Consider the following 24,028-nt stretch of genomic DNA (forward strand, 5'->3'; position numbering starts at 1 on the left):
TCCCTTTATTAATGCTTTAGCACAGCTGATTTATATTGGTTGATATGCTTTTCAAATAAACGAAATAATTTTTCAAAAATGAGCACTACGATGTAATAAATGACTGAAAGTGAAATATACACTTCTAGAGCATGAGCGCTCGATGCAATTAAAGTTTCGCCGCGGCCGACCAAATCCATGACACCAATCGTAAATGCAAGGGAAGTGTCCTTTAGTGATCCCACGACAGAATTTGCAATATTGGGCAATGCAATACCAATCGCCTGTGGGATGACTATGCGAAAAAAGGTTTGTACATCATTCATTCCGACTGAATATGCGGCTTCAGATTGCCCGTAGTCGACAGATTGAACAGCTCCTCTGAAAATTTCTGAAAAGACGGCTCCGTTACTGATCGCATATGTGATCATAACGAAATAAATCGGTTCCATTCTTGATAAGTCAAGGTTAATGATTGAGAGCAATGCCGGAACGCCGTAAAAAACAAGGAACAATTGAATTAAAATTGGCGTTCCACGAATAAATGAAACGTAAATGATAACCAGCTGTGAGAGTATCGGAATACGAAAAAGCCTCGGGACAGCAGCTGCTATCCCGATGACCATTCCACACACGATTGAGACGGCAAGAATTTGAAGTGTCACTCCTAAATATGGAATAAGAGTATAAAAAAATTCCCAAATTAACGTAAAATCAAATGCTTTCCCCAATTCTAAAACCACCTCGATTTGTTTAAAACTACTACTATTAAAAATCTACTGTGTAGTCAGCACCAAGCCATTTTTTACTTAGCTCACTTACAACTCCGTCTTTTTTTAGTTCAACAAGAGCTTCATCAATTCGCTTTTGCAAAGTTGTTTCATTTTTGCGGAGCAGGAAGTACACCTTTGAATTCAACAGCGGCTCGCCGACAATTTTTTGCTGGGCATCCGCCTGTTCATTTCTAAAATCAACAGCAAATGGAGTGGTGATTGTTGCGTCCGCACGACCTGTGCGAATTTGATTGATCGAATCATCAGCACCTTGACCCGAATACACAATATCAATACCCGCATTGTTTTCTTTATTGTATTTTTCTAGGAATACAGCGGAGTTGCTCGTTGCACTAACGACTGCTTTTTTTCCAGTTAAATCTTTGATCGATTGAATAGTATTATTGTCCTTTTGAACCGCCACATGGAGAGGGAACACGTTATATGGTTCTTTATTGAATAAGAATTTTTTCTGGCGCTCTTCATTCACTTCCATTTGATGAGCAATAAAATCAATTTTGTTCGTTTCAAGGCTAAGTAACAGATTAGAAAATTCCATCGTTTTAAATTCAAATTCGTATTCCGGAAGCTTCTTGTCAATCTCACGAACGAGCTCCACATCATACCCGGTCAGCTTGCCGTTTTCATCCAAAAAGCAGATTTTCGGGAATTGTGTGCCCGTTCCGACAATAATTTTTTGAACATTTTTCTTTGCGCTTCCAGAATCAGAGCCTGCCGATGTTTCTCCACCTGAGCATGCTGAAGCTAAAAAAGTAAATAATAATATGAATAGTAACCAGATTTTCTTATCCATCATTTCCTCCTAAAACAAACTTATTAACTGCTAATTGGTTCTTTGTTTTCAATTATGCGGTATAGAGGTTCGTTTAAAATTTTCCGAAGAAAGACGATTTTGTCGCCTTCGTATATTTTTTCATCAAAAATTCGGTAACCTCTTCGTTCATAAATCGAGACGAGCCAAGGATGGCGTTCGGCTGTAGCTAAATAAACTGCTGGAGCTTTCACTTGATCGCGTAGCACGTTTTCCTCTACGAAATTGAGCAGCTTTGAACCAATACCTTTCTGTTTGTATTCCGGATCTACGGCAAACCACCAGATGAACGGGTAAGGATCGCTGTGATCAGGATTAGCCCAAGGATACCTGACTGTTACAGTCGCAATAATCTTACCTTCGTCTTCAAGAACGTACATCGCATTTCGGGTGATATTATTCAAAACAAGCTGTAAGTCAGCATTTGCAGCTGTAAAATTAATGTTCAGTTTTCGGATCGGTTCGTATGACCGAAGTGTAAGTTCTAGGACGGTGTGAGCATCCTCCGGTAAAGCCAATCGGATTGTTTGCGTCAATTTCATTCCCTCCCCGAAATATTTATTAATCTAATGTTTTTACTCGGATTAAAACGAAAAACATTACGAAGTTTGTAAATACGGTGCCAATGCTTTCTCTACATGGTCGATACCAACCTTAGTTACGCCTTCGTAAATTCCATTTTTACCAATTTCAACTACTGGTACATGGCGGACGCCGTATTTTGCTTCTAAAATGTCCCGGCGATCATCGTTGTCTGTGACATCAATCGTTTGATAACCGACCTGTTTTTCTTTCAGATATTGTTTGACTTCCTCACAATAATGGCATCCTTCTTTTGACCAGACGATTACTGAAAATGTATTTGACAAATTAACTTCCTCCTTTAATAAACTGTGTGTTTTGTATATTGATTTTCCTTATAGGGAAGACCCAAATTTCCTCGAAGCGTATCGCTTTTATACTCGCGGCTGTAATACCCTCTTTTTTCAAGAATCGGAATGACATTCTCAATGAGATCATTCAAACCGCTTGATAGGATCGGTGCTCCAAAAATAAATCCATCTGCGCCGCTGTTTTCAATCCAGGAAATGAATTGATTGGCAACTTGTTCATATGTCCCAAAAAAAGTGCTTTTCGGCGTTGTTACCTGCAGGGCAACTTCACGAAGTGTTAAATTTTGTTCCCGTGCTTTCTGTTTAATTCGATCAGTTGTCGACTGAAAGCTATTTTTACCTACGTCACCAACATCGGGAAAGGGCCCGTCGAGTGGAAATACACTAAAATCAAAATGATCGAAAAATCTGCCTAAGTAATTAAGTGCATCTTCTATGGATACAAGTTCTTGTATAGATCTGTACTTTTCTTCAGCTTCTTCAATCGTTTCTCCAGTTATCGGGTGAATGCCAGGGAAAATACGGACTTCATCTCTATTTCGGCCAAGCGATTCAGCCCGCTGCTTCACATCTTTGTAAAACGATTGTGCTTCTTCAAGGCTTTCGGCATTAGTAAACACTGCATCGGCTTCTTTTGCAGCAAGATTTCGTCCTGCTTCTGATGCACCTGCCTGAAAAATAACCGGCTGTCCTTGGTTAGATCTTTCAATATTGAGCGGTCCTTTTACTTGAAAGAACCGGCCATTATGATTTAGTGTGTGGAGCTTATTTTGATCGAAAAATTGCCCCGTTTCCCGATTCCGTAAAAAAGCATCATCCTCCCATGAATCCCACAAGCCTTTGACAACCTGCAAGTACTCATTTGCAATTTCATAACGCAGTGCATGAGACGGATGCTTTCCTTTGTTATAGTTATCCGCAGAGCCTTCGAGCGGGGAAGTAACAACATTCCAGCCAGCACGACCGCCGCTTATTTTGTCCAATGATGCAAATTGGCGGGCGACAGTAAATGGTTCGCTGTAAGATGTTGACAATGTTCCAACCAAGCCGATTTTTGATGTAACTGTTGCAAGTGCAGATAAAACCGTAATAGGTTCAAAACGATTTAAAAAGTGAGGGATTGATTTTTCGTTAATGTACAGCCCGTCTGCAACAAATGCGAATGTAAACCCTGCTGCTTCAGCCTGCTTTGCAATAGATTGATAATACTTCAGGTTTACACTTGCATCCGCCGGAACTGCTGGATCCTTCCACGAATTCATATGTCCCCCGGCTCCATGGAGCATGACACCAAATTGAATTTGTTTTTTATAAGACATATTTTTCATTCCTTTTTGCATTCGTATAAGCAGGGCTTAATAGATAAAAAGACGTGCTTCTTGCTTCTTTTTGCTGGATGGGGGAATGCAATATAAACTCATCCACGCCGTATGTTTTATGCAAATGCTCTAGTTCTTCGTGTACAAACGCCGGAGTTCCGGCAATTATATCTAACTCATGTGCAGTTACCTCATACGGCTCTCCGGCTTGCGTTCCAAAGGCTTCTGCCTGCTCGGCTGATTGAAGGGTAAATCTCCTCCCGCTTTTTAAATGGACCTTAAACACTTTTTGATATTTTACAAGTTGCTGAGCTTCATGCTGTGTGGATGCAGCGATAACAGCGGCCGATACGATAAACCTTCCTTCAGGATATTGACTGTGATAAACTTTGGCCGCTTTTTCAAGAATCGTATCATCGCTGTTAATAAATCTTGCAAAAACGAAATTCCAGCCAAATTTAGCAGCCAATTCTGCACTTTTAGGACTTGCGCCAAGTAAATAGTTCTCCGTTTTTCCAGCCGGAAGCGGTGTAGCTTGAATACCCGCAAGCGGATGCGTTTTATCGACTGAATTTTCAAGTAATTGATGCAGAAATGAGAATCTGCCTTCAAAATCTTTTCCATCATTTATCGTTCCGAACTGCAGTGCTCTTGTGGAAAGGGGGAGGCCGCCTGGAGCTTTTCCAATGCCAAGATCTACTCTGTCAGGTGCCAATGTGGATAGGACGTGAAAATTTTCAGCTACTTTATAAGGACTGTAATGCTGAAGCATAACGCCGCCTGATCCTACACGGATAGAATTCGTCCTGGCCAGCAAATAGGAGATTAACACTTCAGGTGATGATCCAGCCAGTTGCTCTGCATGGTGATGTTCTGAAACCCAAAAACGTGAATAGCCCCATTCTTCTGCCTGTTGGGCTAGACGAATCGTTTGCTGCAGTGCATCAAATGCTGTCTCTCCATCATGAATTGGACTTTGATCCAACAAACCAAGCTTATAACCCATATGTTGTTCCTCCAGTTATTAATCAGTTTTCTATCTAACGACCTGTGACTTTCAAAATTAATGATAAAAAAAGCAGCACATTCTTCTAGTGTAAGAATTGCTGCTCCAGTTGACTGGTCACAAAATATTCATTTGAAAAAGTCGTAGTGAATTCCTTAAGTTTTATCGTCAGTCCGCCATGTCCAAATCTCATAAATTTCTGAGAATCATGATTTTCGTCTTTCACAAATTCTAAAAAAGCTAAAATATAGATGCGTCTAAACATAATATTAATCACACCATACTCGTAAAACCAATTATCTATTGAATTATATACCCCTCTATTTATACGGTACATTTGATTGCATTTGTTATAAAAGCTCAAGTCAGGAAGATTTAAATACTCGTTTTTCAGTAAAGTAGTTTTGCTCGGATTTTGTAGTAATTCCAGTGAGTTTAAAACGTTCTTTCGCATATAAAATATCCTCCTTGATTTGTTGCTTTAATAACTCTAATGAAGCAAACTTTCTTTCCTCTCTAATTTTAAAGAGTAACTCGCATACTAAATATTCTCCGTATATATTGTCATTAAAATCTAATAGGAATATTTCCGTTGTTTTTTGTAAATTTGAATCAACAGTTGGTTTTACACCTATATTCATTACACCTAAATACTTCGTTTCACGGAGTTCGGCAACGACACCGTAAACTCCATTAACCAAGCCGTTAACATTCGCATCAATATTAGCTGTAGGAAAGCCTAATTGTCTTCCTAGCTTCCTGCCTGTGACTACTCTGCCTGAAATAAGCCGATCTTCATTAAAGTTTGGAGATGAAGCTGTTAATGCCAACGAAAACACTCCTTTAGTCGATTAAGCCTTTAAGTTATTCAAGTGGTTTCTTTCGTTCTATTTCATGACTGTATTCAGTTTCAATCTCAGATAATGTTAATTCATAGAGATGATGTTCCTCTTTTTTATATATACCTAATGCAATTAACTCTTCAATTAATTTTTCTTTCCTCCGATATACTGCTTCACTCAACTTGGACATTTATTTATCCTCCCCTTTAGAAAGCTAACGTTTTATCGTTTATCATTAGAAGAGTCATTCAAAACAAAAAATTCCACATTTATAACATAAATTTAACCTCTAATTATCCAGTTGGTTTCATACAAGCAGGTCGAAAATAAGAAATTATTGTTAAATATAAGCTCGTTAGTTTTGAAACCATTATTCTAGTTCGTTTTAAATCTTCTTAACTGCTCCTCGCCTTTTTTCAAAGAAAAACGAAATTTCTCACCTTTTTCGATTTGTGTTACTTGAGAGTCGTGGATGGTGATCTGGATTGTTCCATACTCAATACCTTCCAAAAAACTGATGATTTTATCAATGACTTCTTGATCAATTTTATTTTTTGAAGACAACTACTTTCTCCCCTTTTCAAGTGTAATTCTCCCGAACAAAATGGACTTTTTGCCGGGATTTAGACTCAGCGATAAATAAGAAATTAATTCCGAGTTAAACAATTGGTTATATAGGTTTTATATATCATATAATGGATTTTCAGCGAAATCAACACAAGAATGATTTTTTTAAAAAAATATTTTCTTTTCTATCTAATCAGCTTATTTCTGGATGAACATGAGGGAGGGCTGAGACATACTCATATAAAAATGAAAAACCCCTATATAAGGGGTCCTGTGAATACGAAAAGCGTGAAGCGTTTTGTAAATGACCGTTTTACTAAAAGGTAATAAGTTTATGAAGCGTGTGTAGTCTTTTTCGATTGTTGGCTGGCTTTAAGTGCCGAGTCTAAGTCTTCTAATATATCTTCAATTGCCTCTGTCCCTACAGACAATCGTATAAGTTCTGGTGTTACCCCGGATAAGAGCTGTTCTTGTTCAGACAGTTGTTGGTGTGTTGTGCTTGCCGGATGAATAATAAGTGACTTAGAGTCTCCTATATTTGCTAAATGAGAAAATAGCTGTACAGAGTCAATCAATTTTTTGGCTGCTTCTACGCCGCCCTTTATTCCAAATGTCAAAATAGCTCCTTGTCCTTTAGGTAAGTATTTTTGAGCTAACGAATATGATGGGTGGCTGCTTAAACCTGCGTAACTAACCCATTCGACCAGTTCATGCGATTCTAGGAATTCTGCAGTTTTCAGAGCATTCTCACTATGCCGTTCTAATCTAAGATGCAATGTTTCTAATCCTTGAAGCAAAAGAAATGAATTAAATGGAGATAGAGCTGCACCTATATCCCTTAATAATTGAACCCGGGCTTTTGTGATATAAGCGGCTTCACCTGCAGCCTCAGTGTAAACGATGCCGTGGTAACTTGGATCTGGCTCGGTTAAGTCTGGGAATTTTCCACTGGCAGCCCAGTCGAATTTTCCGCTATCGACAATCACTCCTCCTATGGCGGTTCCATGACCGCCGATAAACTTCGTTGCTGAGTGAACGACAATATCTGCTCCGAAATCAATCGGCCGCAAAAGATGCGGACTCGGCAATGTATTATCTACAATAAGAGGGATACCGTTTTCATGAGCGATATCTGCAACGGATTGAATATCTAAAATATCGCCTTTAGGGTTTCCTACAGATTCTGCGTAAATGGCTTTCGTCTTTGAAGTAATGGCTTTTTTAAAGTTTTCAGGGTCTACAGGGTCTACAAACTTCACGTGAATGCCGAATTTGGGCAGGGTAGAGGAAAATAAATTGTATGTTCCCCCATATAAACTGTTGGAGGAAACAATTTCATCACCAGAAGAAGCGATATTGAGAATAGAGTATGTGGTTGCGGCCTGTCCAGATGCAACGCCTAGTGCGCCAACGCCGCCTTCTAAAGAGGCAATTCTCTGTTCGAAAACATCTGTAGTAGGATTGATAATTCGTGTATATACATAGCCTTCTTCACTTAAATCAAACAAGCTTGCTGCATGTTCACTGTCACGAAATCCGAATGAAGTGGTTTGATAAATAGGTACAGCACGGGATAAAGTGGCGGGATCAAGTTGCTGTCCAGCATGAATAGATTTTGTTTCGCTTCGTAATCGTCTTTCTTCTGACATTTGAATTCCTCCTTAGATTTGCTAAATGATTTTCCTCTTTTATTTCTGTTTTGAAAATTAATTCAGAGATTATTACAATAATTCCTATCTGTCAAGTGTGTTTTAAAGAAGTTATCATCTTTAAAATTTTTATAAGCTGTTATTGACAGGTAAAAATGTGTTTGCTATTGTTTTTAACAAGATTAATCTGATAAGTTTAGTTGGAATAAATGTGAATACCTTATCGTTAGCCATCATACAATCAAATAACTGTCGACCGGACCACTGGAGACGAAAACGATGAGTATTATTATATTCTCAATGTTTTTGTCTTTTTTTATAAAAGGTAATTTTAATAAGAATCATTTTGGGGGAGACGGACAAATGAAGAAGTATCGCTGGTTTATTTTACTTATATTATTAATGATTGCAAGTGGATGCGGCAACAATGACAGCGCAGCATCAACTGGAACGAGCGACAAGAAGAAGGATGTCGTCCTAAAAGTAGGCGCAGCATCAACACCTCACGCAGAAATATTAAAGTTTATTGAACCTAAATTGAAAGAACAGGGAATTAAACTTGAGGTTGTAGCTATTAATGATGGGATACAAACAAATGAACAAACGGCAAACGGTGAACTAGATGCAAACTATTTTCAACATACACCATACTTAGAACAAACGAATAAAGATAGCGGACTGAATCTTGTCAATGTAAAAGGAGTGCATATTGAGCCCTTCGGTGTTTACTCAAAAAAAATAAAATCGATTGATGAATTGTCAGAAGGGGCAAAGGTTGCTGTTCCAAAAGATCCAGTGAATTTTTCGCGCGCACTGCAGCTGTTTGCTGATAATGGGATTATCGAACTTGATAATGATCAATCCGGCGATAATGCCTTTACAGTTGAAGACATTTCAAAGAATGAGAAAAAACTTGAATTTATCGCAGTTGATGGACCGCTTCTAGTCCGCTCTCTCGATGATGTGGAAGCTTCGGCGATCAATACGAATTATGCCCTGGAGGCTGATCTTAAACCGGTTGACGATGCATTGATTATAGAAGGAAAGGAATCTCCTTACGTAAATATTTTAGTAACGACGCCAGACAAAAAAGATGATGAAAGCATTCAAAAGCTGGCAAAGGAACTAACTACAGAAGAGGTTAGAAAATATATAGAAGATACATTCGAGGGTGCTGTAATTCCGGCTTTCTAGTAAAGCTTAACATAATGCAGGGAAGGGATTGCCATGATTAAATTTGAAAAAGTTTCTAAAATGTTTGAAAGCGGCGGAAAAAAGATAGAAGCACTAAAAGATATTCAATTAACAGTAGATAAAGGTGATATCTTCGGCGTAATCGGATTAAGTGGTGCAGGTAAAAGCACGCTGATCCGTACTGTTAATTTGCTGGAATCTCCAACTTCCGGAGAAGTCATAGTTGATGGGCAAAATTTGGCAAAATTGTCCGATAAAGAGCTAAGGAAAGCGAAGAAAAATATCGGCATGATATTTCAGCATTTTAATTTACTTGATTCAAAAACGGTGTTTGAAAATATAGCAATGCCTCTTTTATTAAGTAAAAAGCCTAAAAAGGAAATAAAACAGCGAGTGGAGGAGCTGCTTCGTTTTGTCGGTCTGGAGGATAAAGTTGAAAATTATCCAGACCAGCTTTCAGGAGGACAAAAGCAGAGGGTGGGCATTGCTCGCGCCTTAGCGACAAATCCCTCGATTCTACTATGTGATGAAGCAACCTCGGCACTTGATCCGCAAACAACAGAATCTATTTTGAAGCTGCTCAAAAAAATCAATGAAGAATATCGAATTACGATATTGATCATTACACATGAAATGGACGTTATCAAACAGATTTGCAATCGGGTAGCCGTAATGGAGGGCGGCAAAATTATTGAAACGGGAAGTGTTTTTGATATTTTTTCAAATCCACAAACCGAGACCGCCAAAAATTTTGTTCGTTCGATCGTTCGTGATGAAATTCCGCAAAGTGTTTATGATTTGCTGGAAAACAGTGAACGCTATAGCGAAATTTATAAATTTGAATTTCTTGGAACTAGTACAGGGCAGCATGTTATTTCTGATGTAGCCAAGCTTTTTGACGTCGAAGCCAATATTTTGTTTGGAAATATTACTGAGCTTCAAGGAATTCCATTCGGTCATTTAATTGTGGAGTTGATAGGAGCCGAAGCTGAAATTGAACGTGCCAGGGCCTATATTTCAGAACAAAAAGTCAATATTAGAGAGGTGATTGATAATGTTAGAAGTAAGCACAGAACTGATCATAGCAGCCTTGTTGGAAACATTGTACATGGTTAGTGCTTCGCTTTTTTTCGGAGCTTTGATTGGGATTCCGCTGGGAATTTTGCTGGTTGTTACACGAAAAGGACATATTTTTGAAAACCGGTTTATTTTTTCGATCTTGAATCCGGTCGTAAATATCTTCAGATCTATTCCGTTTATAATATTGCTCGTGGCTATCATTCCGTTTACCAGGCTGGTTGTCGGTACAACGATAGGTACAACAGCCGCCATAGTTCCGCTAGTTTTACATATTGGGCCTTATATGTCCAGGCTTGTTGAGAATTCCTTGCTTGAGGTAAAAGAAGGCATTATCGATGCAGCCCAAGCAATGGGTGCTTCAAAGATGCAAATCATTTTCCGATTTTTAATACCTGAGGCATTTGCTTCCCTGATCCTAAGCTTAACGACGGTAACGATTGGATTGATAGGAGCGACTGCAATGGCTGGTGCTATTGGAGGAGGCGGACTTGGAGACTTGGCCATCACCTATGGCTATCAACGGTTCAGTACGATTACGATTGTCGTTACTGTAGTTCTTCTTGTTATCATCGTACAGGGTATCCAGTCGATCGGCAATGTTGTCGAACGAAAAATCAGAAGAGTATAAAAGACTGTTATTTCATAATTGCAAATAGTGGGAATTAGAGCGTTGGTTATAAAAAGACAGGGGAGAATTATAAATGAAGAAATCGGCATTATTCATATTTTTCATCGTTATTCTTGCTTTAACAGGCTGCTCAAGCGTGTCATCCAGCGGAAAAGGAGAAAAAGATAAAATTAAGGTAGGCATTAGAAATTCAGAGCTTCGTACGTGGGAATTTATCAAGGATAAGGCAGAAAAAGAAGGATTGGAGCTGGAAATTGTGAATTTTTCTTCCGCGTATGACCCGGATCAGTCATTAGCAGCGGGAGATATTGATGTAAATGCATTTCAGCACGTTGCTTATTTAGATGTTTTTAATGAAAAGAATGGTACTGATATTGTGCCAATTGGTACGACTATTATTGCTCCACTGGGCCTTTACTCTGAGAAATATAAATCTGTTGAGGAAATTCCTGATGGAGCGCAAATTGCTGTACCAAATGACCAGTCAAACTGGGGCAGGGCATTAATCCTTCTGCAGGAAGCAGGCCTCTTAACCGTTGTTGATGACTTTGATGGTAACGGCGGTGAAGATAAAATTAAAGATAACCCTAAGAAAATAGAAATTGTTCCGGTTGATGGAGCCAATACTCCACGAGTCATGCAGGACACAGCAGGTTCAATTATTAACAATGGTGTCGCTGTTGAAGCCGGCCTTAGTTTGAAGGACGCGCTTATTCACGAAAGTAAAACAGCGAAGCCGTATATTAATATCATTGCTGCGAGAAATGAAGATAAGGATAAAGCATCTTTAAAAAAACTCGTAGAAATCTATCAATCTGATGATACTGCTAAATTCATAGAAGAAACATATAAAGGAAACTATATTCCAACCTTTATTAGCTTGGAAGAATTGAGTACTTATAAAGAGACTTATAAAAGTAAATAGGTTAAATGGGGGGAAGGAAATGACAAAAGCTAGAAAAATGAAGCTTGCGGCGTATTTAATCGGCACAGGCATGCACGTTGCTTCATGGCGGCATCCTGATTCTAAACCGAATGCAAGCATTGATCCTTCCTATTATAAAATGCTTGCACAAATCGCGGAAAAAGGGAAATTTGATATTGCCTTCATTGCAGATAGCCTGGCAGTAAACGCAGAATCTCATCCGCAGATCCTGAATCGGTTTGATCCAATCGTAATCATTACAGCAATGGCGACGGCTACAGAGAAAATCGGAATCGCGGCAACAGCATCAACGACTTACAATGAACCTTACACGCTTGCGCGTCAGTTTGCATCTGTAGATCACGTAAGCGGAGGGAGAGCAGGCTGGAATGTTGTGACTACGGCTGATGCTACAGGAGAAACTGCTCTGAATTTTAGCCGCGAAAATCACTGGGAGCATGATCATCGCTATGAACGAGCGGAAGAATTCCTTGATGTTGTCAAGGGGTTATGGGATTCATGGGAAGATGATGCATTTATATATAATAAGGAATCAGGAAAGTTTTTTGATCAAAATAAAGTACATGAACTCCATTATAAAGGGAAATATTTCTCGGTAAAAGGACCATTAAATATTGCACGCTCTTCGCAAGGACAGCCGGTAATAATTCAAGCTGGTTCTTCTGAGCCGGGGCAAAGGTTGGCGGCAAGAACCGCAGAAGTTGTATTTGCCCATCGGGATAATATTGAGGAAGCAAAGAGCTTTTATAAAGAGCTTAAAGCAAGGCTCCCAGAGTATGGCAGAACCGAGGATGAACTCCACATCCTTCACGGCATTTCCCCGATCGTTGGAGAAACTGAGGAAAAAGCTCTGCAAAAATACTATGACTTGCAAAAGCTCGTTGATCCATACGAAGGCTTGAAGTTCGTATCAGGATACATGGGCAATGTCGATTTCACAAAATACAGCCTTGATACACCTGCATCAGAGGTGGAATTTCCTCCTGTTAACAGTATCCAAAGCCAGTTTACTGAAATGAAAAAAATCATCGAGGAAGAAAACCTAACTATTGGCGACCTTTACACGAGATTTTTTGGTGCAGCAAGAAGAGACGGATTTGTCGGTACACCTGCTCAAATTGCAGATGAGATGGAAAAGTGGTTCACTGAAAAAGCTGCTGATGGATTTATGGTTCAATTCCCCTTGCTGCCAGATGGGCTTAATGATTTTGTGAATCTTGTAATTCCTATTTTGCAGGAACGGAGGTTATTCCGTCTCGATTATGAAGGAGATACTCTTAGAGATCATTTAGACCTCAATAAGCCTAATAATCAATTTGTTCAAGAAGACCGGACAAATAAAACAGTTTCTAAATGAGACAGAATTACTAGAATTCAAAGTAAGTATAAAAAATAGGGCGGCGTACACGTGATGGTCCGCCTTCTTTAAAAATAGTTTTTAATATTTAATTTTCTGACGTGTCTTGATCGCCGAGCCCCGGTTCATTCGTTGCATCTTTGATTATATTCTTTCCATTTTTCTTAGCAATTTGATTGGCGTTCTCTACATCTTCTCCTATGTGTTTTTGTCCCTCTTGGCTAGCCTTTTGTTTTCTCCCCTTTTGACTTCATGTTTTCATTATTATATTCCATAGCGATTCCTTCCTTTCACTCTAGATCTATCTATCCTTTTTGTGTACATGACCACTAATACTAATCATTCAATCCTTTGAGAAACAATTTGAAAAGATGGCAATAGCCCTATCCTTTTTTTATCTATCATATAACATATTGTATCGCTTATTAAGAGAGGTCAGACCCGACAAGATTTTCTAGCACCTAAAACGAAGACCTGGAAGAAGAATGACATAACGTTGAAATTTTTTTCAAACACGTATCGTATTCACAAGAGAAATTCCTTTTCAATCAAACCTAATAAATAAGTCATTAGGCAAGTGAGTTGGCTTAAAGCAGAGAAGTTTTGGTTTTCAAATCAAAATATTATTAGAAAGAAGAGAACATTTATGTCAAGGGTTTCTATTGTAATTCCATTCTACAATTGCCCATACATCGACCAAGCGATTGAGAGTGCATTAAACCAGACATATCCCAACATTGAAGTCATTGTCGTAAACGATGGGTCGACTGAATATACGGAAAAATTAACTCCCTTTTTAAAACGGATCGTATATGTGGAAAAGGGAAATGGAGGCACGGCGAGTGCTCTTAATTTAGGAATTTTGAATGCAACAGGGGATTATATCGCCTGGTTAAGCTCAGACGATCTATATTACAAAGATAAAGTATCAAAACAACTAAACTTCATGAGACAGAAAAATACCCCTATTAGCTATACAAATTTTTCGTTAATTAATGAAAATACCCATGTTTTCTCAGAATTTGCAGGTAAATACTTTATGGATAAAATTAGTTTTTTGCAATTTTTACTAGTCTCAAATCCGATTAATGGCTGCACTGTCATGATGAATAAAAAGATTTTCTCGGAAATTGGCTTTTTTAATGAGAAATTAAAGTTTACACAGGATTACGATTTTTGGCTTCGTGCCGTGCAGCATTATGAATTCTTTTATATGCATGAAGCGCTCGTTAAATATCGAATCCACAATCAGATGGGAACTCAAAGGTTTCATGAGATATTAATTAAAGAATTTGAAATGATAAAACAAAGGTATGATAGTGCAATAGGTAAGTTAATTACTAAAGAAATGGACCTGCATAACTAATTTTGAATTTTTAATAAAAGTGAATCACTAATTCGGAGGTAATACAATGAACGACGTTGGAATGGTAATGCCGGTTTATAACCAAGATCCTCATTATTTAATATTGGCTTTAAATTCAGTTCTCCAACAAACTTACAAAAAATTTCATCTAGTAATTGTAATTGATGGTGCAAATGAAGAGACGAGGAACATTATTTATTCTTATCAAAATGATCCAAGAATAACAATTATTGAAAAGCCGGTCAACGAGGGAATTTCAAAGGCTCTGAACACTGGATTTGATTACTTATTTACTATAGATGAGGTTCAATATTTAACATGGGGATCAAGTGATAATATTTTATATCCTGATTTTATAAAAAAGCTCCGTAAAAAACTAATAAATGCACCTTCAAATGTTGGACTTGATTATAGTTGTTTTGATCATATAGATGAACACGGGAACTGCAAGTATAGCAAATCCGAACAAGATGGATTCCGTGAATGGCAACGAAATTGTAAGAAAGAAGACATGCTGGATGCCGGTTTTATTGGAACCTCCTTTATGTATAAAAAAATCTATGCACAGCAAACCGGCGGATATTATCTCGAGCCAGTCGAGGATTATGAATATTGGCTGCGTCTCTCAGAAATTTGTGATATTGAATTTGTAGCAGAAGATCTGATGGGTTACAGATTTCATTCACCATTAAGTCTTTCGAGACAGATTCATACTGATGATATAAAGCATCGCTGGTGGCGGGACCAGTTTAATTCAGCCAGAGATAAAGCTCGTAAACGAAGAGGGATACCATACGAAACAACCATTCTTTTTCCTGTATTCACTCTCGATGATAAAACATTTGAAGATATAGAAAATCTATTGGAACAATACTATTCTCACTACTTGTTAATCATACTAGACTGTACGCATCAGGTAAGAAACAAATTGGTAAATATGGGGATAACTGATGTCAGAATTAGAGTGATAGAAACTTCTGAAGCAGAACTAAACCTCTCGCATCATATGAATACGACATCGACCGCCATCACATTACTATATTCAAAAGGTTATAATTTAAAAGATAGTTTATGTCTAACCAAATTAATTAATATGTTAAACATTTCGAATAGTCTCGGTTACAGGAAGGCTTAAACAAGAAAACTCATATTTTTTTGGAGGTGGGCTCCTTTAAGGGGAATTGAATGAACGTATTATTTGTTTTTTATATACCAAGCGGCGGGGTTGAAACTTTGAACCGTCAGAGATGTGCAGCTTTGAAAAAATTCAATATCAACTGCCATTGTCTGTATTATGAAACTAGGAGAGATATGGTCAATCACTTTGATGGTCCTACTTTTATTGGAAAAGATCCAAAAATGATTAAAGAAATATTAGACAATGGACAATATAGTGCTATTGTTATCGTCTCTGATTATAATATTCTGCCATTATTCAGAAGTTTAGGCTATCAAGGAAAGTTAATTATAGAAATTCAAGGTCTAGGTTCAAAAAAATTTGCAAGAGAATTCCTCACTAACGGCAGTCCCGCAATCAACAGTCATGCAAATGCGTTACTCAATCCTAAAACTCCGCATATTGTAGATTTGATGGACGAATTATTTCCCGCGATCCCAAAATTCAGCTTCAATAATTGTTTCGATACAGGTCAATTTGGTTATCAAAAGCTCCCACAAGCTCCACATCCAATCATCGCTTGGATTGGCCGGATTGAAGATAATAAAAACTGGAGAGAATTCCTCCACATCGGCCATCAGCTCATCCATCAATTTAACCCGAATATACAGTTATATATGTTTGAAGACAAAACGCTTTCTGTTCCTCATGAACGCATAGAATTTGAAAAATTGATATATCAGTTAGGCTTAGTAAATAATCTTTCAATCTTTGAAAATATTCCAAATGCAAAAATGGCTGAGTATTTTTCGATAATCGGAGACTCAGGTGGTTTTCTATGTATGACATCCAAGGTGGAGGGCGCTCCCTATTCAGCCCTGGAAGCTTTAAGCTGCAGGTGTCCGATTTTAACGACGAATTCTGACGGTGTGAAAAGCTCTGTTATTTACAACCAAACTGGAAAGTATTATATATTAGGGAATGTACAGCAAGCAGTTTTAGAAGCGATTGATTTAATGACCAATGTGGAATTAAGAGAATATATACGCTCCAATGGATTGATCCATGTAAGTACAAATTTTAGCCATGATCAATACAGCCATAATTTTATAAATATGCTTACGGCATTGGGTGTGACTGAATAATTGCGGAGTCCGCAAGCATTTCTGCTTCATATGGTTTGTATTTTGAAGGACCCGAACTATCTGAATATCAAATAACAAAACAGGCTGACATACGCGTTAGCCTGTTTTATTGAAGATGTAATTTATCAGTTCTTGCTGATTTATAAGAAAATATTCGGAGAGGGTTGTAAGAGGTGAAGAGTCAGCCTCCTAGCAACCTCCTTTGTTTTAAGCAAAGTTGTACTAATTAAAGGAAATCAAATTGTATGAATATGAGTAATGATATTAGACTAAAAAAGTTAACATAGTTTATGATAAACTAAATAAACATTTGAGGTGTCTACATGAGAGAAAAACGTATGATGAAGATTTCAAAAGAAGAACGGTACAAATGAGGATCGACCAAAACAAGTAGAATATCAGAGGGTCAATTCAAAAGCGAATTCGTGAATTGGAGGAGGAGAATGCCATTATAAAAAAATGCTATACACTTCTTCGCGAAAGACCACTGGTAATTTTCTCATTCATCTAGGAGAATCGCTTCAAATTGTGTAGAGAAGATGTGCAAAGTGATGAATGTTTCCCCGAAGCTGTTATCACAAATGGGCGGATCGTCCGGAAAGTGAACGGACAAAACGTCACCCGTGTTTGTTAGCGTCGTCTATTCGACTTGTTGCTCGTGGCATGCCGAAACTTCATATGGGTTTGTCAAATGGAGATAAAGAAAAAATTAATAAAAACAAGCTTTGACTTTATTACTCGATATCTATACAGAAGGAGAAAGACTATGACAATCAGTGAAGACAAGATGAGCAGGGAAAGTAAACTTATTCTCTTCATCTTAATTTTAGGGAATTTCCTATGTTTAATAAGTGAAACGGTTATGAATGTTGCCTTACCAAACATCATTTCAAATTTTCATGTTAGTACAAGTTCCGCTCAGTGGCTAACTACGGGATATATGCTGATTATTGGAATATCAGTTCCCATATCTGCCTTTTTGATTCAAAGATTTACGCTTAGACAGTTGTTTATCACAGCAATGGGCTTATATGTAGTTGGTTCGTTTATGGCTCTTATCACGCCTTTATTTTCGGTACTGTTAATAGCCAGAATGATTCAAGCCCTAGGAACAGGCATTGTTTTACCATTAGTCATGAGTACGATGTTAACGCTTGTACCCATACATAAGCGCGGAACAGTGATTGGGATATTTCAAGTAGCAATTTTATTTGCGCCGGCCATAGGACCTGTACTTTCAGGTTTAGCCATTCAATATTACTCATGGCGCATTATCTTCTTAGGACTTTTTATCGCAGCAGTGGTTATATTATTGTTTGCCGTTTATAAACTTAAAAACGTGTTGAAAACTTCTAGACCGACCATTCATATTCCCTCTGTTGTTCTCTCTACTCTAGGTTTTGGAGGAGTCGTGTATGGGTTTAGTGTAGCTGGCGAAGGCTCTGGATGGAGCAATCCATTTGTATGGATTACACTTGCTATTGGAGTGATAGCCCTTGCTGTTTTTGTGAAAAAACAAACAAAGATGGAATCTCCTCTGATTAGTATGGAGCCATTTAAATCATCTATTTTTTCTCGGTCCATCTTTTTGATGTTTTTGATCATGATGATCCAGTTTTCGATGATGCTTATTTTACCTCTCTATTTTCAAACGGCTGCTGAGTTATCTCCTTTAGAAACCGGAATACTTATGCTACCTGGTGGAATAACTCTCGCCTTCACCGCGATGATAGGGGGAAGATTATTTGATAAAATTGGCTTTAAACCGCTCCTAATCGTTGGTTTAGTTCTTTTACTCTTTATATTAGGTTTATTTACTCGCATTTCGAGTGAAACAACCACAATGGAAGCTATGATTTTATATGCCTTCTTTACGATTGGCGTAGGACTAACCGTTGGACCTGTTATGACGCTGGCACTAAACCAAGTTCCGAAAGAGCTGCACGCTCACGGCTCAGCCATTTCGAATACAATTAATCAAATTGCAGGTGCCATCGGTCCAGCTCTTTATACAAGTGTAATGACAATGACATCTCAACACTTTATTGAAGAGTCGTCTGAAGCGAATAAAATGATTCTCAAAATACAAGGCATGACAAAAGGAGTTCATTCTGTCTATTATGCAGCTCTGGTTTTTGCTGTTGTTTCTTTCTTATTAGCACTTACTTTAAAGAGAGAGAAACAGGTTGAAACTAAGTAATTGTTGTATTGAAAAGAACTTATGTGAATAAGCATAACTTCTCCAGCAACTTGACGTTAACGACTAACTCTCTAGAAGAAAACAATGTGATAATCTCTTAACATGTCAATTTAGCTAAATCATGAGGCCCTTTAAGGGTCTTTTTTTATTCTATCGATGGGATGAATAAATAATGACAACCGTGTTAGTCCGTATTCTATAGTTCCATTGCCAGCATGACGAAAATCGCAGAAAATCTGGAGCTTGAAAGATTAGTTTTTCATCAAATCTCTCGAATCTTCCGTCTCATTTAGAGGACATCCCCATAATCATGTGGAAGAAGAAAAGGAAGAAAAATCGGACAGGCTATTAAAAGGGGGATTTTTTTGTATAAGAAGCTGTCGTTACTCTTATTGTTGCTGCTTATGACGGGCTGTTCCCAAAATGAACCGGATGAGGAGCCCCGTGAAACAACCGCACCAGGAGTTGAATCACCGGATAACGAGGTTATTGCCGAGCATTTAGATATCCCGTGGAATATTGCTGGATTCAATGGCACATTTTATTTAACGGAGAGAAATGGATCGATATCTTCGGTTATCGATGGTCAAGTTGAACAAATGCAGCTTCAGCTTAAGGAAGAGGTTCATGCAGTAGGGGAAGGCGGACTTTTAGGATTCGTGCTTCATCCAGACTTTGGTGAAAACCGTGAAGCTTTTATTTATCATAGCTACTTGGATAACAATGAAATGAAGAACAGAGTGGTTAAAGTAAAGCTTGAGGATCGAACTTGGACGGAAACGGAAACCATTATGGCTGATATTCCGGGAGCTACATTTCACAATGGAGGCAGGCTTGCAATTGGACCTGATGAAAAGCTCTATATTACAACCGGGGATGCAGGTGTTCCGGATTCAGCACAAGCCCCCGGCAATGTGGCAGGAAAGATTCTTCGTGTTGAGTTAAACGGAGACATCCCGGCGGATAATCCATTTTCCGGAAACCCGGTATACAGCTATGGCCATCGCAATCCTCAAGGGTTGGCATGGATCGGTAATGATCTTTACAGTTCGGAGCATGGTCAATCTGCTCACGACGAAATCAACAAAATCGAACCTGGTAAAAATTACGGCTGGCCGTTAATAGAAGGAGACGAAACACAAGAAGGAATGCAGGCTCCGCTTGTCCAATCGGGTGAAACGACTTGGGCTCCATCAGGAATCGAGGCAGATGCTAATACCATATATATGTCCGCTCTTAGAGGAGAAGGGATCTATACCATTGATCCGAAAACAGCTGAAGTTTCCAAATGGCTGGATGGCTATGGAAGGATCAGAGATGTAAAAATCATAGATGATCATCTTTATTTTATTACAAACAATGGAGATGGAAGAGGAACAAAGGGTGAAACAGATGACCGCCTCGTTCGGGTTGCATTGCCATAAATGTAATCCGCTTTTTTTGCCAAAAATAAGTGTCATTAGTCTCTTTTTTTCAAAATAACTTTATTTTTACAATTAAAATACTATTTCTACACAATTCGATGATATTTTTTATTTGTATGAAAAAAAGGGAGGAAAAACATGAAGAGGCTGACGAAATTGCCTGTTGTAAGGCTGCTATTGGTTCTGGCATTAATTGTACCGGGGACTCTTTCTTATGTTGTACCTGCGGCAAATGCAGAGGTACAATCGGAAACATCCTTATCAGTTGCCGATGCAATAGGCAATAATCAAGGGGAAGGAACTGTTGAAGGCTATATTGTTGGGTATACGGTAAGTAAAACAACGATTCAAAAGGATCCGCCATTTAAAGACAATTATAATCTTGCCATTGCAGATAGCAAAGACGAAACGGACACTGCAAGGATTCTTCCGGTTCAGCTTACTGCAGGATATAGAGATCAATTCGGGCTAGCAGCAAATCCGGGTAATATTGGGAAAAAAGTGAAAATTACCGGGAAGTTAGAGCCGTATTTTACAATTCCCGGTTTGAAAAGTCCGTCTGCGATAGAATTTGTAGATGACGGGGGAGAAGCGCCGCCTCCTGAAACCGGTATCACTAATATTGACGAGGCTAAAACAAAGCAAAACCAAACGGTTCAAGTGCAGGGGATTGTAACGACTGATTCAAAAGCCATCGGAAATACGGGTCAATATACCTCTTACATACAGGACAAAACCGGCGGAATAAACGTGTTCAATTTATCCCAAGGGACTTTTCCTGAATTAAAAGAAGGGATGAAGGTTAACGTTTCCGGAAAGATCACCGAGTATAATAAACTGACTGAAATCGTTCCGGAATCAGTAGAGGTTATTTCAAGCGGAAACGCACTTCCGGCACCAGTTTCACTACCCATTCATGATCTTTTGGCAAGTGAAACTGCCGAGCCATATGAAGGCAAGCTTATTAAAGTCAGGGGCTATGTCGATAAAAAACCATCTTCTGCAGCAGGTGGAGGATACAGCGTTGCAATTATCAATGATCAATTAGAGGGTATTACCTTGAGAATTATGCAAGGTACCGGAGCCATTGATTCAATCGAGGAAGGCAAGTGGTATGATTTCACCGGTATTTTAGGACAATACAATTCGTATCAAGTATTGCCGAGAAAGGCCGGGGACATTGAGCTTTTGGCTGAACAACCCGAACCTCCGGGACCTGATGATAATTATCAAGCAGTGGTAGAACGTGTTGTTGACGGAGATACGATCAAGCTGCAAACTCCTGTTTTAGGAGCGGATACAGTCAGATATGTAAATGTTGATACACCTGAAACCTATCACACTCCTAAAAATGAAATGGATGAGAATCAGCTGCGCCACGGAAATCAGGCAAAGGATTATTTGAATTCCATTCTCAAACCTGGTGATGAAGTTTCCCTTAAAGTAGGGAAAGAAACAAAGGATGACTACGGCAGGCTGCTCGCCCAGGTTATCCGGAAAAGCGACGGATTAAACACGAACTTAGACCTAGTCAAAAAAGGGAAAGCTGTTTCTTACTTTATATGGCCGGTAGATAACGAAGAGGATTACAAGCTCTATCAAGATGCAGTGAAAGAAGCAAAAGAAAATAAGCTTGGAATCTGGAATTCTGAAGATCCTTTGCAGGAGCTGCCGTTTGAATTCAGAGCGAGGGAACAAGGGAAAGGCCTCTTACGATATGTGGGCGATTCTTCCACAAAGACATATGTTAAGCCGGAACAATTTAAAGAAGTAGCAGTCGAAACCCGCGTGTTTTTTGCTTCGTCACAGGAGGCTGAAGGTGCAGGCTACAAGGCAAAACAAGACCAGCCTGAAGATGATAATGTCCCTTTAAGACTCTTAAGTATGAACGATCTTCATGGAAAAATTGATCAGGTGTTTAAGGATCCGGTGATCAACGGAAATCCTCTTCCTGGAACCTTTGGGCGGATGGATTATACAGCGGCATATCTTAAGAAAAGGGAAGCAGAGCAAAAGAATACGCTGATCGTTCATACAGGAGATATGATTGGCGGAAGCTCACCCGTTTCATCATTGTTTCAGGATGAACCGACCGTTGAAATTATGGAAGAAATCGGATTTGACGTAGGGACAGTAGGAAACCATGAATTTGACGAAGGCACAAATGAGCTTTTGCGGATGCTTAATGGAGGAGAGCATCCTGAAGGCAAGGGGACTAAAGGATATGACGGGCAAAATTTCCCGCTTGTTTGTGCCAACTGTAAGTATAAGGACACAGGAGAGGATTATCTGCCGCCTTATAAAATTATTCAAGTTGATGGGATTCCAGTCGCCTTTATCGGGGTCGTTACACAGTCCGCTGCCGGAATGGTGATGCCAGAGGAAATAAAAAATTTTCAATTCACTGACGAAGCTGCAGCAATCAATGAATCTGTCAATGAATTAAAAGGACAGGGAGTTGAAGCGATTGCCGTTTTAGCCCATATGACTGCTAAGCAAAATGGGAATGAGATCGTGGGTGAGTCTGCTGATTTGGCGAGAAGCGTTAACGATGAGGTAGATGTCATTTTTGGCGGACATGACCATATGGTGGCGAATGGCCTCGTCGATGGCAAACTCATCGTGCAAGCGAATGAGTATGGGAAAGCAATCGGAATTACTGATTTAGAATTGGATCCTGCAACAAAAGATATCGTGAAGAAGCAAGCAGAAATTGAATTTGTCAACCAGTCAAAAATCGAACCGGATCCAGCAGTTGCAAGTATTCTTGAAAACTATGGAAAACAGGTTGAGCCAATCATTAATGAGGTGGTAGGTACGACAGACATTGGGATGTCAGGCGGTTATTCCAATGACGGTGATAATGCTTTAGGGAACTTTATTGCCGACGGAATGCGCTGGCAAATGAATTCTGACTTTGCGCTGATGAATGGTGGAGGAATCCGTCAAAACATTGACAAAGGTGACATTACATGGGGAGAACTCTTTAATGTTCAGCCATTTAACAACGTGCTCGTTAAGCTGGAGATAAAAGGTAAGGACCTTACTGAGATTATGAATGCGCAAATCTCGCCACAGTATGGCCCTGACTACAGCATTAGCGGATTTAAATACAAATGGAGCACGGTTACTGGAAAAGTAACGGAAATCACTATGCCGAATGGAGACCCGATTGATCCTGAAAAGACATATACTGTAACAGTAAATAACTTTATGCAAACAGCAACAGGCTCTAAGTATCTTCCAATCGGCCAGCTCGGAAAAAATCCTGTAACTGGTCCTGAAGATATAGAGGCTACAGTGAATTTTGCAAAAAGCTTTACAGGACCGATTAATTATAAGGCTGAAGGCAGAATCGTTAAATTGACAACCTGTGGCTGTGATCCAGATCCGAAGCCAGATCCAGATCCGCAGCCAGGCCCGGATCCACAGCCAGGCCCGGATTCACAGCCAGGCCCGGATCCGCAGCCAGGCCCGGATCCGAAGCCAGGCCCGGATCCGAAGCCAGGCCCGAATCCGCAGCCAGACCCGGAACCAGTGGGGGCGAATTCAGGAAATAATCAGAATGAGTTACCTGATACAGCAACTGAAACCTATCACTTTATCTTACTAGGACTTCTATTAGCAGGTGGCGGATCTATTTTACTAATAAGAAGAAAGACATCTTAAGTTATTTTCATGCTCCGGACTGGACCGGTATCCTCCGGAGCA

At 39.1% G+C, this 24,028-nt stretch carries 21 protein-coding genes; 11 read left to right on the forward strand and 10 right to left on the reverse strand.

Features of this window, described 5'->3' with window-relative positions; translation table 11 throughout:
* Nucleotides 1-8: 8 nt before the first annotated feature.
* The 10 genes from JOC74_RS20085 to JOC74_RS20130 form a co-directional block, all read right to left on the reverse strand.
* The gene (locus tag JOC74_RS20085; protein WP_053602288.1) at nucleotides 9-710 is read right to left on the reverse strand and encodes an amino acid ABC transporter permease; all 702 of its coding nucleotides are present in this window, start codon (nucleotides 708-710) and stop codon (nucleotides 9-11) included.
* Between the two features lie 37 nt (nucleotides 711-747).
* A complete protein-coding gene (locus JOC74_RS20090) occupies nucleotides 748-1,566 on the reverse strand; it encodes a transporter substrate-binding domain-containing protein (protein WP_053602289.1) in 819 nt (272 codons plus the stop codon).
* A gap of 23 nt (nucleotides 1,567-1,589) precedes the next feature.
* Nucleotides 1,590-2,120 (reverse strand): GNAT family N-acetyltransferase, encoded by a 531-nt coding sequence (locus JOC74_RS20095; protein WP_098945178.1) that lies wholly within the window; start codon nucleotides 2,118-2,120, stop codon nucleotides 1,590-1,592.
* 63 nt (nucleotides 2,121-2,183) lie between these two features.
* Nucleotides 2,184-2,453 carry a glutaredoxin family protein gene (locus JOC74_RS20100; protein WP_053602291.1) on the reverse strand — a complete coding sequence of 90 codons (270 nt, stop codon included), beginning with the start codon at nucleotides 2,451-2,453 and terminating at the stop codon, nucleotides 2,184-2,186.
* 14 nt (nucleotides 2,454-2,467) lie between these two features.
* Nucleotides 2,468-3,796, reverse strand: coding sequence for an LLM class flavin-dependent oxidoreductase (locus JOC74_RS20105; RefSeq protein ID WP_211086297.1), 1,329 nt, complete (start codon nucleotides 3,794-3,796; stop codon nucleotides 2,468-2,470).
* Nucleotides 3,786-4,802: an LLM class flavin-dependent oxidoreductase gene (locus tag JOC74_RS20110; protein ID WP_053602293.1), complete on the reverse strand. Its 1,017-nt coding sequence runs from the start codon at nucleotides 4,800-4,802 to the stop codon at nucleotides 3,786-3,788. The genes JOC74_RS20105 and JOC74_RS20110 overlap by 11 nt, the downstream gene beginning before the upstream one ends.
* Before the next feature lie 365 nt (nucleotides 4,803-5,167).
* The gene (locus JOC74_RS24035; protein ID WP_280882965.1) at nucleotides 5,168-5,632 is read right to left on the reverse strand and encodes a riboflavin kinase; all 465 of its coding nucleotides are present in this window, start codon (nucleotides 5,630-5,632) and stop codon (nucleotides 5,168-5,170) included.
* 34 nt (nucleotides 5,633-5,666) lie between these two features.
* Nucleotides 5,667-5,834 carry a Fur-regulated basic protein FbpA gene (locus tag JOC74_RS20120; protein ID WP_053602294.1) on the reverse strand — a complete coding sequence of 56 codons (168 nt, stop codon included), beginning with the start codon at nucleotides 5,832-5,834 and terminating at the stop codon, nucleotides 5,667-5,669.
* Nucleotides 5,835-6,019: 185 nt separating this feature from the next.
* A complete protein-coding gene (locus tag JOC74_RS20125; protein WP_053602295.1) occupies nucleotides 6,020-6,208 on the reverse strand; it encodes a YezD family protein in 189 nt (62 codons plus the stop codon).
* A 335-nt stretch (nucleotides 6,209-6,543) separates the two neighbouring features.
* Nucleotides 6,544-7,860: a homocysteine synthase gene (locus JOC74_RS20130; RefSeq protein WP_053602296.1), complete on the reverse strand. Its 1,317-nt coding sequence runs from the start codon at nucleotides 7,858-7,860 to the stop codon at nucleotides 6,544-6,546.
* Between the two features lie 363 nt (nucleotides 7,861-8,223).
* On the opposite strand from JOC74_RS20130, the gene JOC74_RS20135 reads away from it, so the two are divergent.
* The 11 genes from JOC74_RS20135 to JOC74_RS20185 all read left to right on the forward strand — a co-directional run bounded on the left by JOC74_RS20135 (nucleotide 8,224) and on the right by JOC74_RS20185 (nucleotide 23,986).
* On the forward strand, nucleotides 8,224-9,054 hold the full coding sequence (locus JOC74_RS20135; RefSeq protein ID WP_053605954.1) for a MetQ/NlpA family ABC transporter substrate-binding protein: 831 nt from the start codon (nucleotides 8,224-8,226) through the stop codon (nucleotides 9,052-9,054).
* Between the two features lie 33 nt (nucleotides 9,055-9,087).
* Nucleotides 9,088-10,170 carry a methionine ABC transporter ATP-binding protein gene (locus JOC74_RS20140; RefSeq protein ID WP_053602297.1) on the forward strand — a complete coding sequence of 361 codons (1,083 nt, stop codon included), beginning with the start codon at nucleotides 9,088-9,090 and terminating at the stop codon, nucleotides 10,168-10,170.
* Complete coding sequence (locus JOC74_RS20145) at nucleotides 10,109-10,762, forward strand: methionine ABC transporter permease (RefSeq protein WP_053602298.1); 654 nt, start codon at nucleotides 10,109-10,111, stop codon at nucleotides 10,760-10,762. Before JOC74_RS20140 ends, JOC74_RS20145 begins: the two co-directional genes overlap by 62 nt.
* 73 nt (nucleotides 10,763-10,835) lie before the next feature.
* Complete coding sequence (locus JOC74_RS20150) at nucleotides 10,836-11,687, forward strand: MetQ/NlpA family ABC transporter substrate-binding protein (RefSeq protein WP_053602299.1); 852 nt, start codon at nucleotides 10,836-10,838, stop codon at nucleotides 11,685-11,687.
* A 19-nt stretch (nucleotides 11,688-11,706) separates the two neighbouring features.
* On the forward strand, nucleotides 11,707-13,065 hold the full coding sequence (locus tag JOC74_RS20155; protein WP_053602300.1) for an LLM class flavin-dependent oxidoreductase: 1,359 nt from the start codon (nucleotides 11,707-11,709) through the stop codon (nucleotides 13,063-13,065).
* A 646-nt stretch (nucleotides 13,066-13,711) separates the two neighbouring features.
* A complete protein-coding gene (locus tag JOC74_RS20160; protein ID WP_053602301.1) occupies nucleotides 13,712-14,431 on the forward strand; it encodes a glycosyltransferase in 720 nt (239 codons plus the stop codon).
* 46 nt (nucleotides 14,432-14,477) lie between these two features.
* Nucleotides 14,478-15,566, forward strand: a complete 1,089-nt coding sequence (locus JOC74_RS20165) for a glycosyltransferase family 2 protein (RefSeq protein ID WP_053602302.1) — start codon at nucleotides 14,478-14,480, stop codon at nucleotides 15,564-15,566.
* A 50-nt stretch (nucleotides 15,567-15,616) separates the two neighbouring features.
* Entirely contained in the window at nucleotides 15,617-16,693 is a 1,077-nt protein-coding gene (locus tag JOC74_RS20170) for a glycosyltransferase family 4 protein (protein ID WP_053602303.1), read from the forward strand.
* A gap of 766 nt (nucleotides 16,694-17,459) precedes the next feature.
* Nucleotides 17,460-18,893 carry an MDR family MFS transporter gene (locus JOC74_RS20175; RefSeq protein ID WP_053602304.1) on the forward strand — a complete coding sequence of 478 codons (1,434 nt, stop codon included), beginning with the start codon at nucleotides 17,460-17,462 and terminating at the stop codon, nucleotides 18,891-18,893.
* A gap of 365 nt (nucleotides 18,894-19,258) precedes the next feature.
* Complete coding sequence (locus JOC74_RS20180) at nucleotides 19,259-20,317, forward strand: PQQ-dependent sugar dehydrogenase (RefSeq protein ID WP_225970321.1); 1,059 nt, start codon at nucleotides 19,259-19,261, stop codon at nucleotides 20,315-20,317.
* A gap of 138 nt (nucleotides 20,318-20,455) precedes the next feature.
* The gene (locus JOC74_RS20185) at nucleotides 20,456-23,986 is read left to right on the forward strand and encodes a 5'-nucleotidase C-terminal domain-containing protein (protein ID WP_211086298.1); all 3,531 of its coding nucleotides are present in this window, start codon (nucleotides 20,456-20,458) and stop codon (nucleotides 23,984-23,986) included.
* The last annotated feature ends 42 nt before the right edge of the window (nucleotides 23,987-24,028 follow it).

The sequence above is a fragment of the Bacillus capparidis genome (assembly GCF_017832095.1).
Lineage (GTDB): Bacteria > Bacillota > Bacilli > Bacillales > Bacillaceae > Bacillus > Bacillus gobiensis.

Bases quoted from the DNA above. Each gene is read 5' to 3' on its own strand.
- JOC74_RS20185 (WP_211086298.1), top strand. From the start codon at position 20,456: ATGAAGAGGCTGACGAAATTGCCTGTTGTAAGGCTGCTATTGGTTCTG.
- JOC74_RS20175 (WP_053602304.1), top strand. From the start codon at position 17,460: ATGACAATCAGTGAAGACAAGATGAGCAGGGAAAGTAAACTTATTCTC.
- JOC74_RS20105 (WP_211086297.1), bottom strand. From the start codon at position 3,796: ATGTCTTATAAAAAACAAATTCAATTTGGTGTCATGCTCCATGGAGCC.
- JOC74_RS20090 (WP_053602289.1), bottom strand. From the start codon at position 1,566: ATGGATAAGAAAATCTGGTTACTATTCATATTATTATTTACTTTTTTA.
- JOC74_RS20120 (WP_053602294.1), bottom strand. From the start codon at position 5,834: ATGTCCAAGTTGAGTGAAGCAGTATATCGGAGGAAAGAAAAATTAATT.
- JOC74_RS20165 (WP_053602302.1), top strand. From the start codon at position 14,478: ATGAACGACGTTGGAATGGTAATGCCGGTTTATAACCAAGATCCTCAT.
- JOC74_RS20155 (WP_053602300.1), top strand. From the start codon at position 11,707: ATGACAAAAGCTAGAAAAATGAAGCTTGCGGCGTATTTAATCGGCACA.
- JOC74_RS20130 (WP_053602296.1), bottom strand. From the start codon at position 7,860: ATGTCAGAAGAAAGACGATTACGAAGCGAAACAAAATCTATTCATGCT.
- JOC74_RS20170 (WP_053602303.1), top strand. From the start codon at position 15,617: ATGAACGTATTATTTGTTTTTTATATACCAAGCGGCGGGGTTGAAACT.
- JOC74_RS20135 (WP_053605954.1), top strand. From the start codon at position 8,224: ATGAAGAAGTATCGCTGGTTTATTTTACTTATATTATTAATGATTGCA.
- JOC74_RS20110 (WP_053602293.1), bottom strand. From the start codon at position 4,802: ATGGGTTATAAGCTTGGTTTGTTGGATCAAAGTCCAATTCATGATGGA.
- JOC74_RS20140 (WP_053602297.1), top strand. From the start codon at position 9,088: ATGATTAAATTTGAAAAAGTTTCTAAAATGTTTGAAAGCGGCGGAAAA.
- JOC74_RS20150 (WP_053602299.1), top strand. From the start codon at position 10,836: ATGAAGAAATCGGCATTATTCATATTTTTCATCGTTATTCTTGCTTTA.
- JOC74_RS20145 (WP_053602298.1), top strand. From the start codon at position 10,109: ATGTTAGAAGTAAGCACAGAACTGATCATAGCAGCCTTGTTGGAAACA.
- JOC74_RS20160 (WP_053602301.1), top strand. From the start codon at position 13,712: ATGTCAAGGGTTTCTATTGTAATTCCATTCTACAATTGCCCATACATC.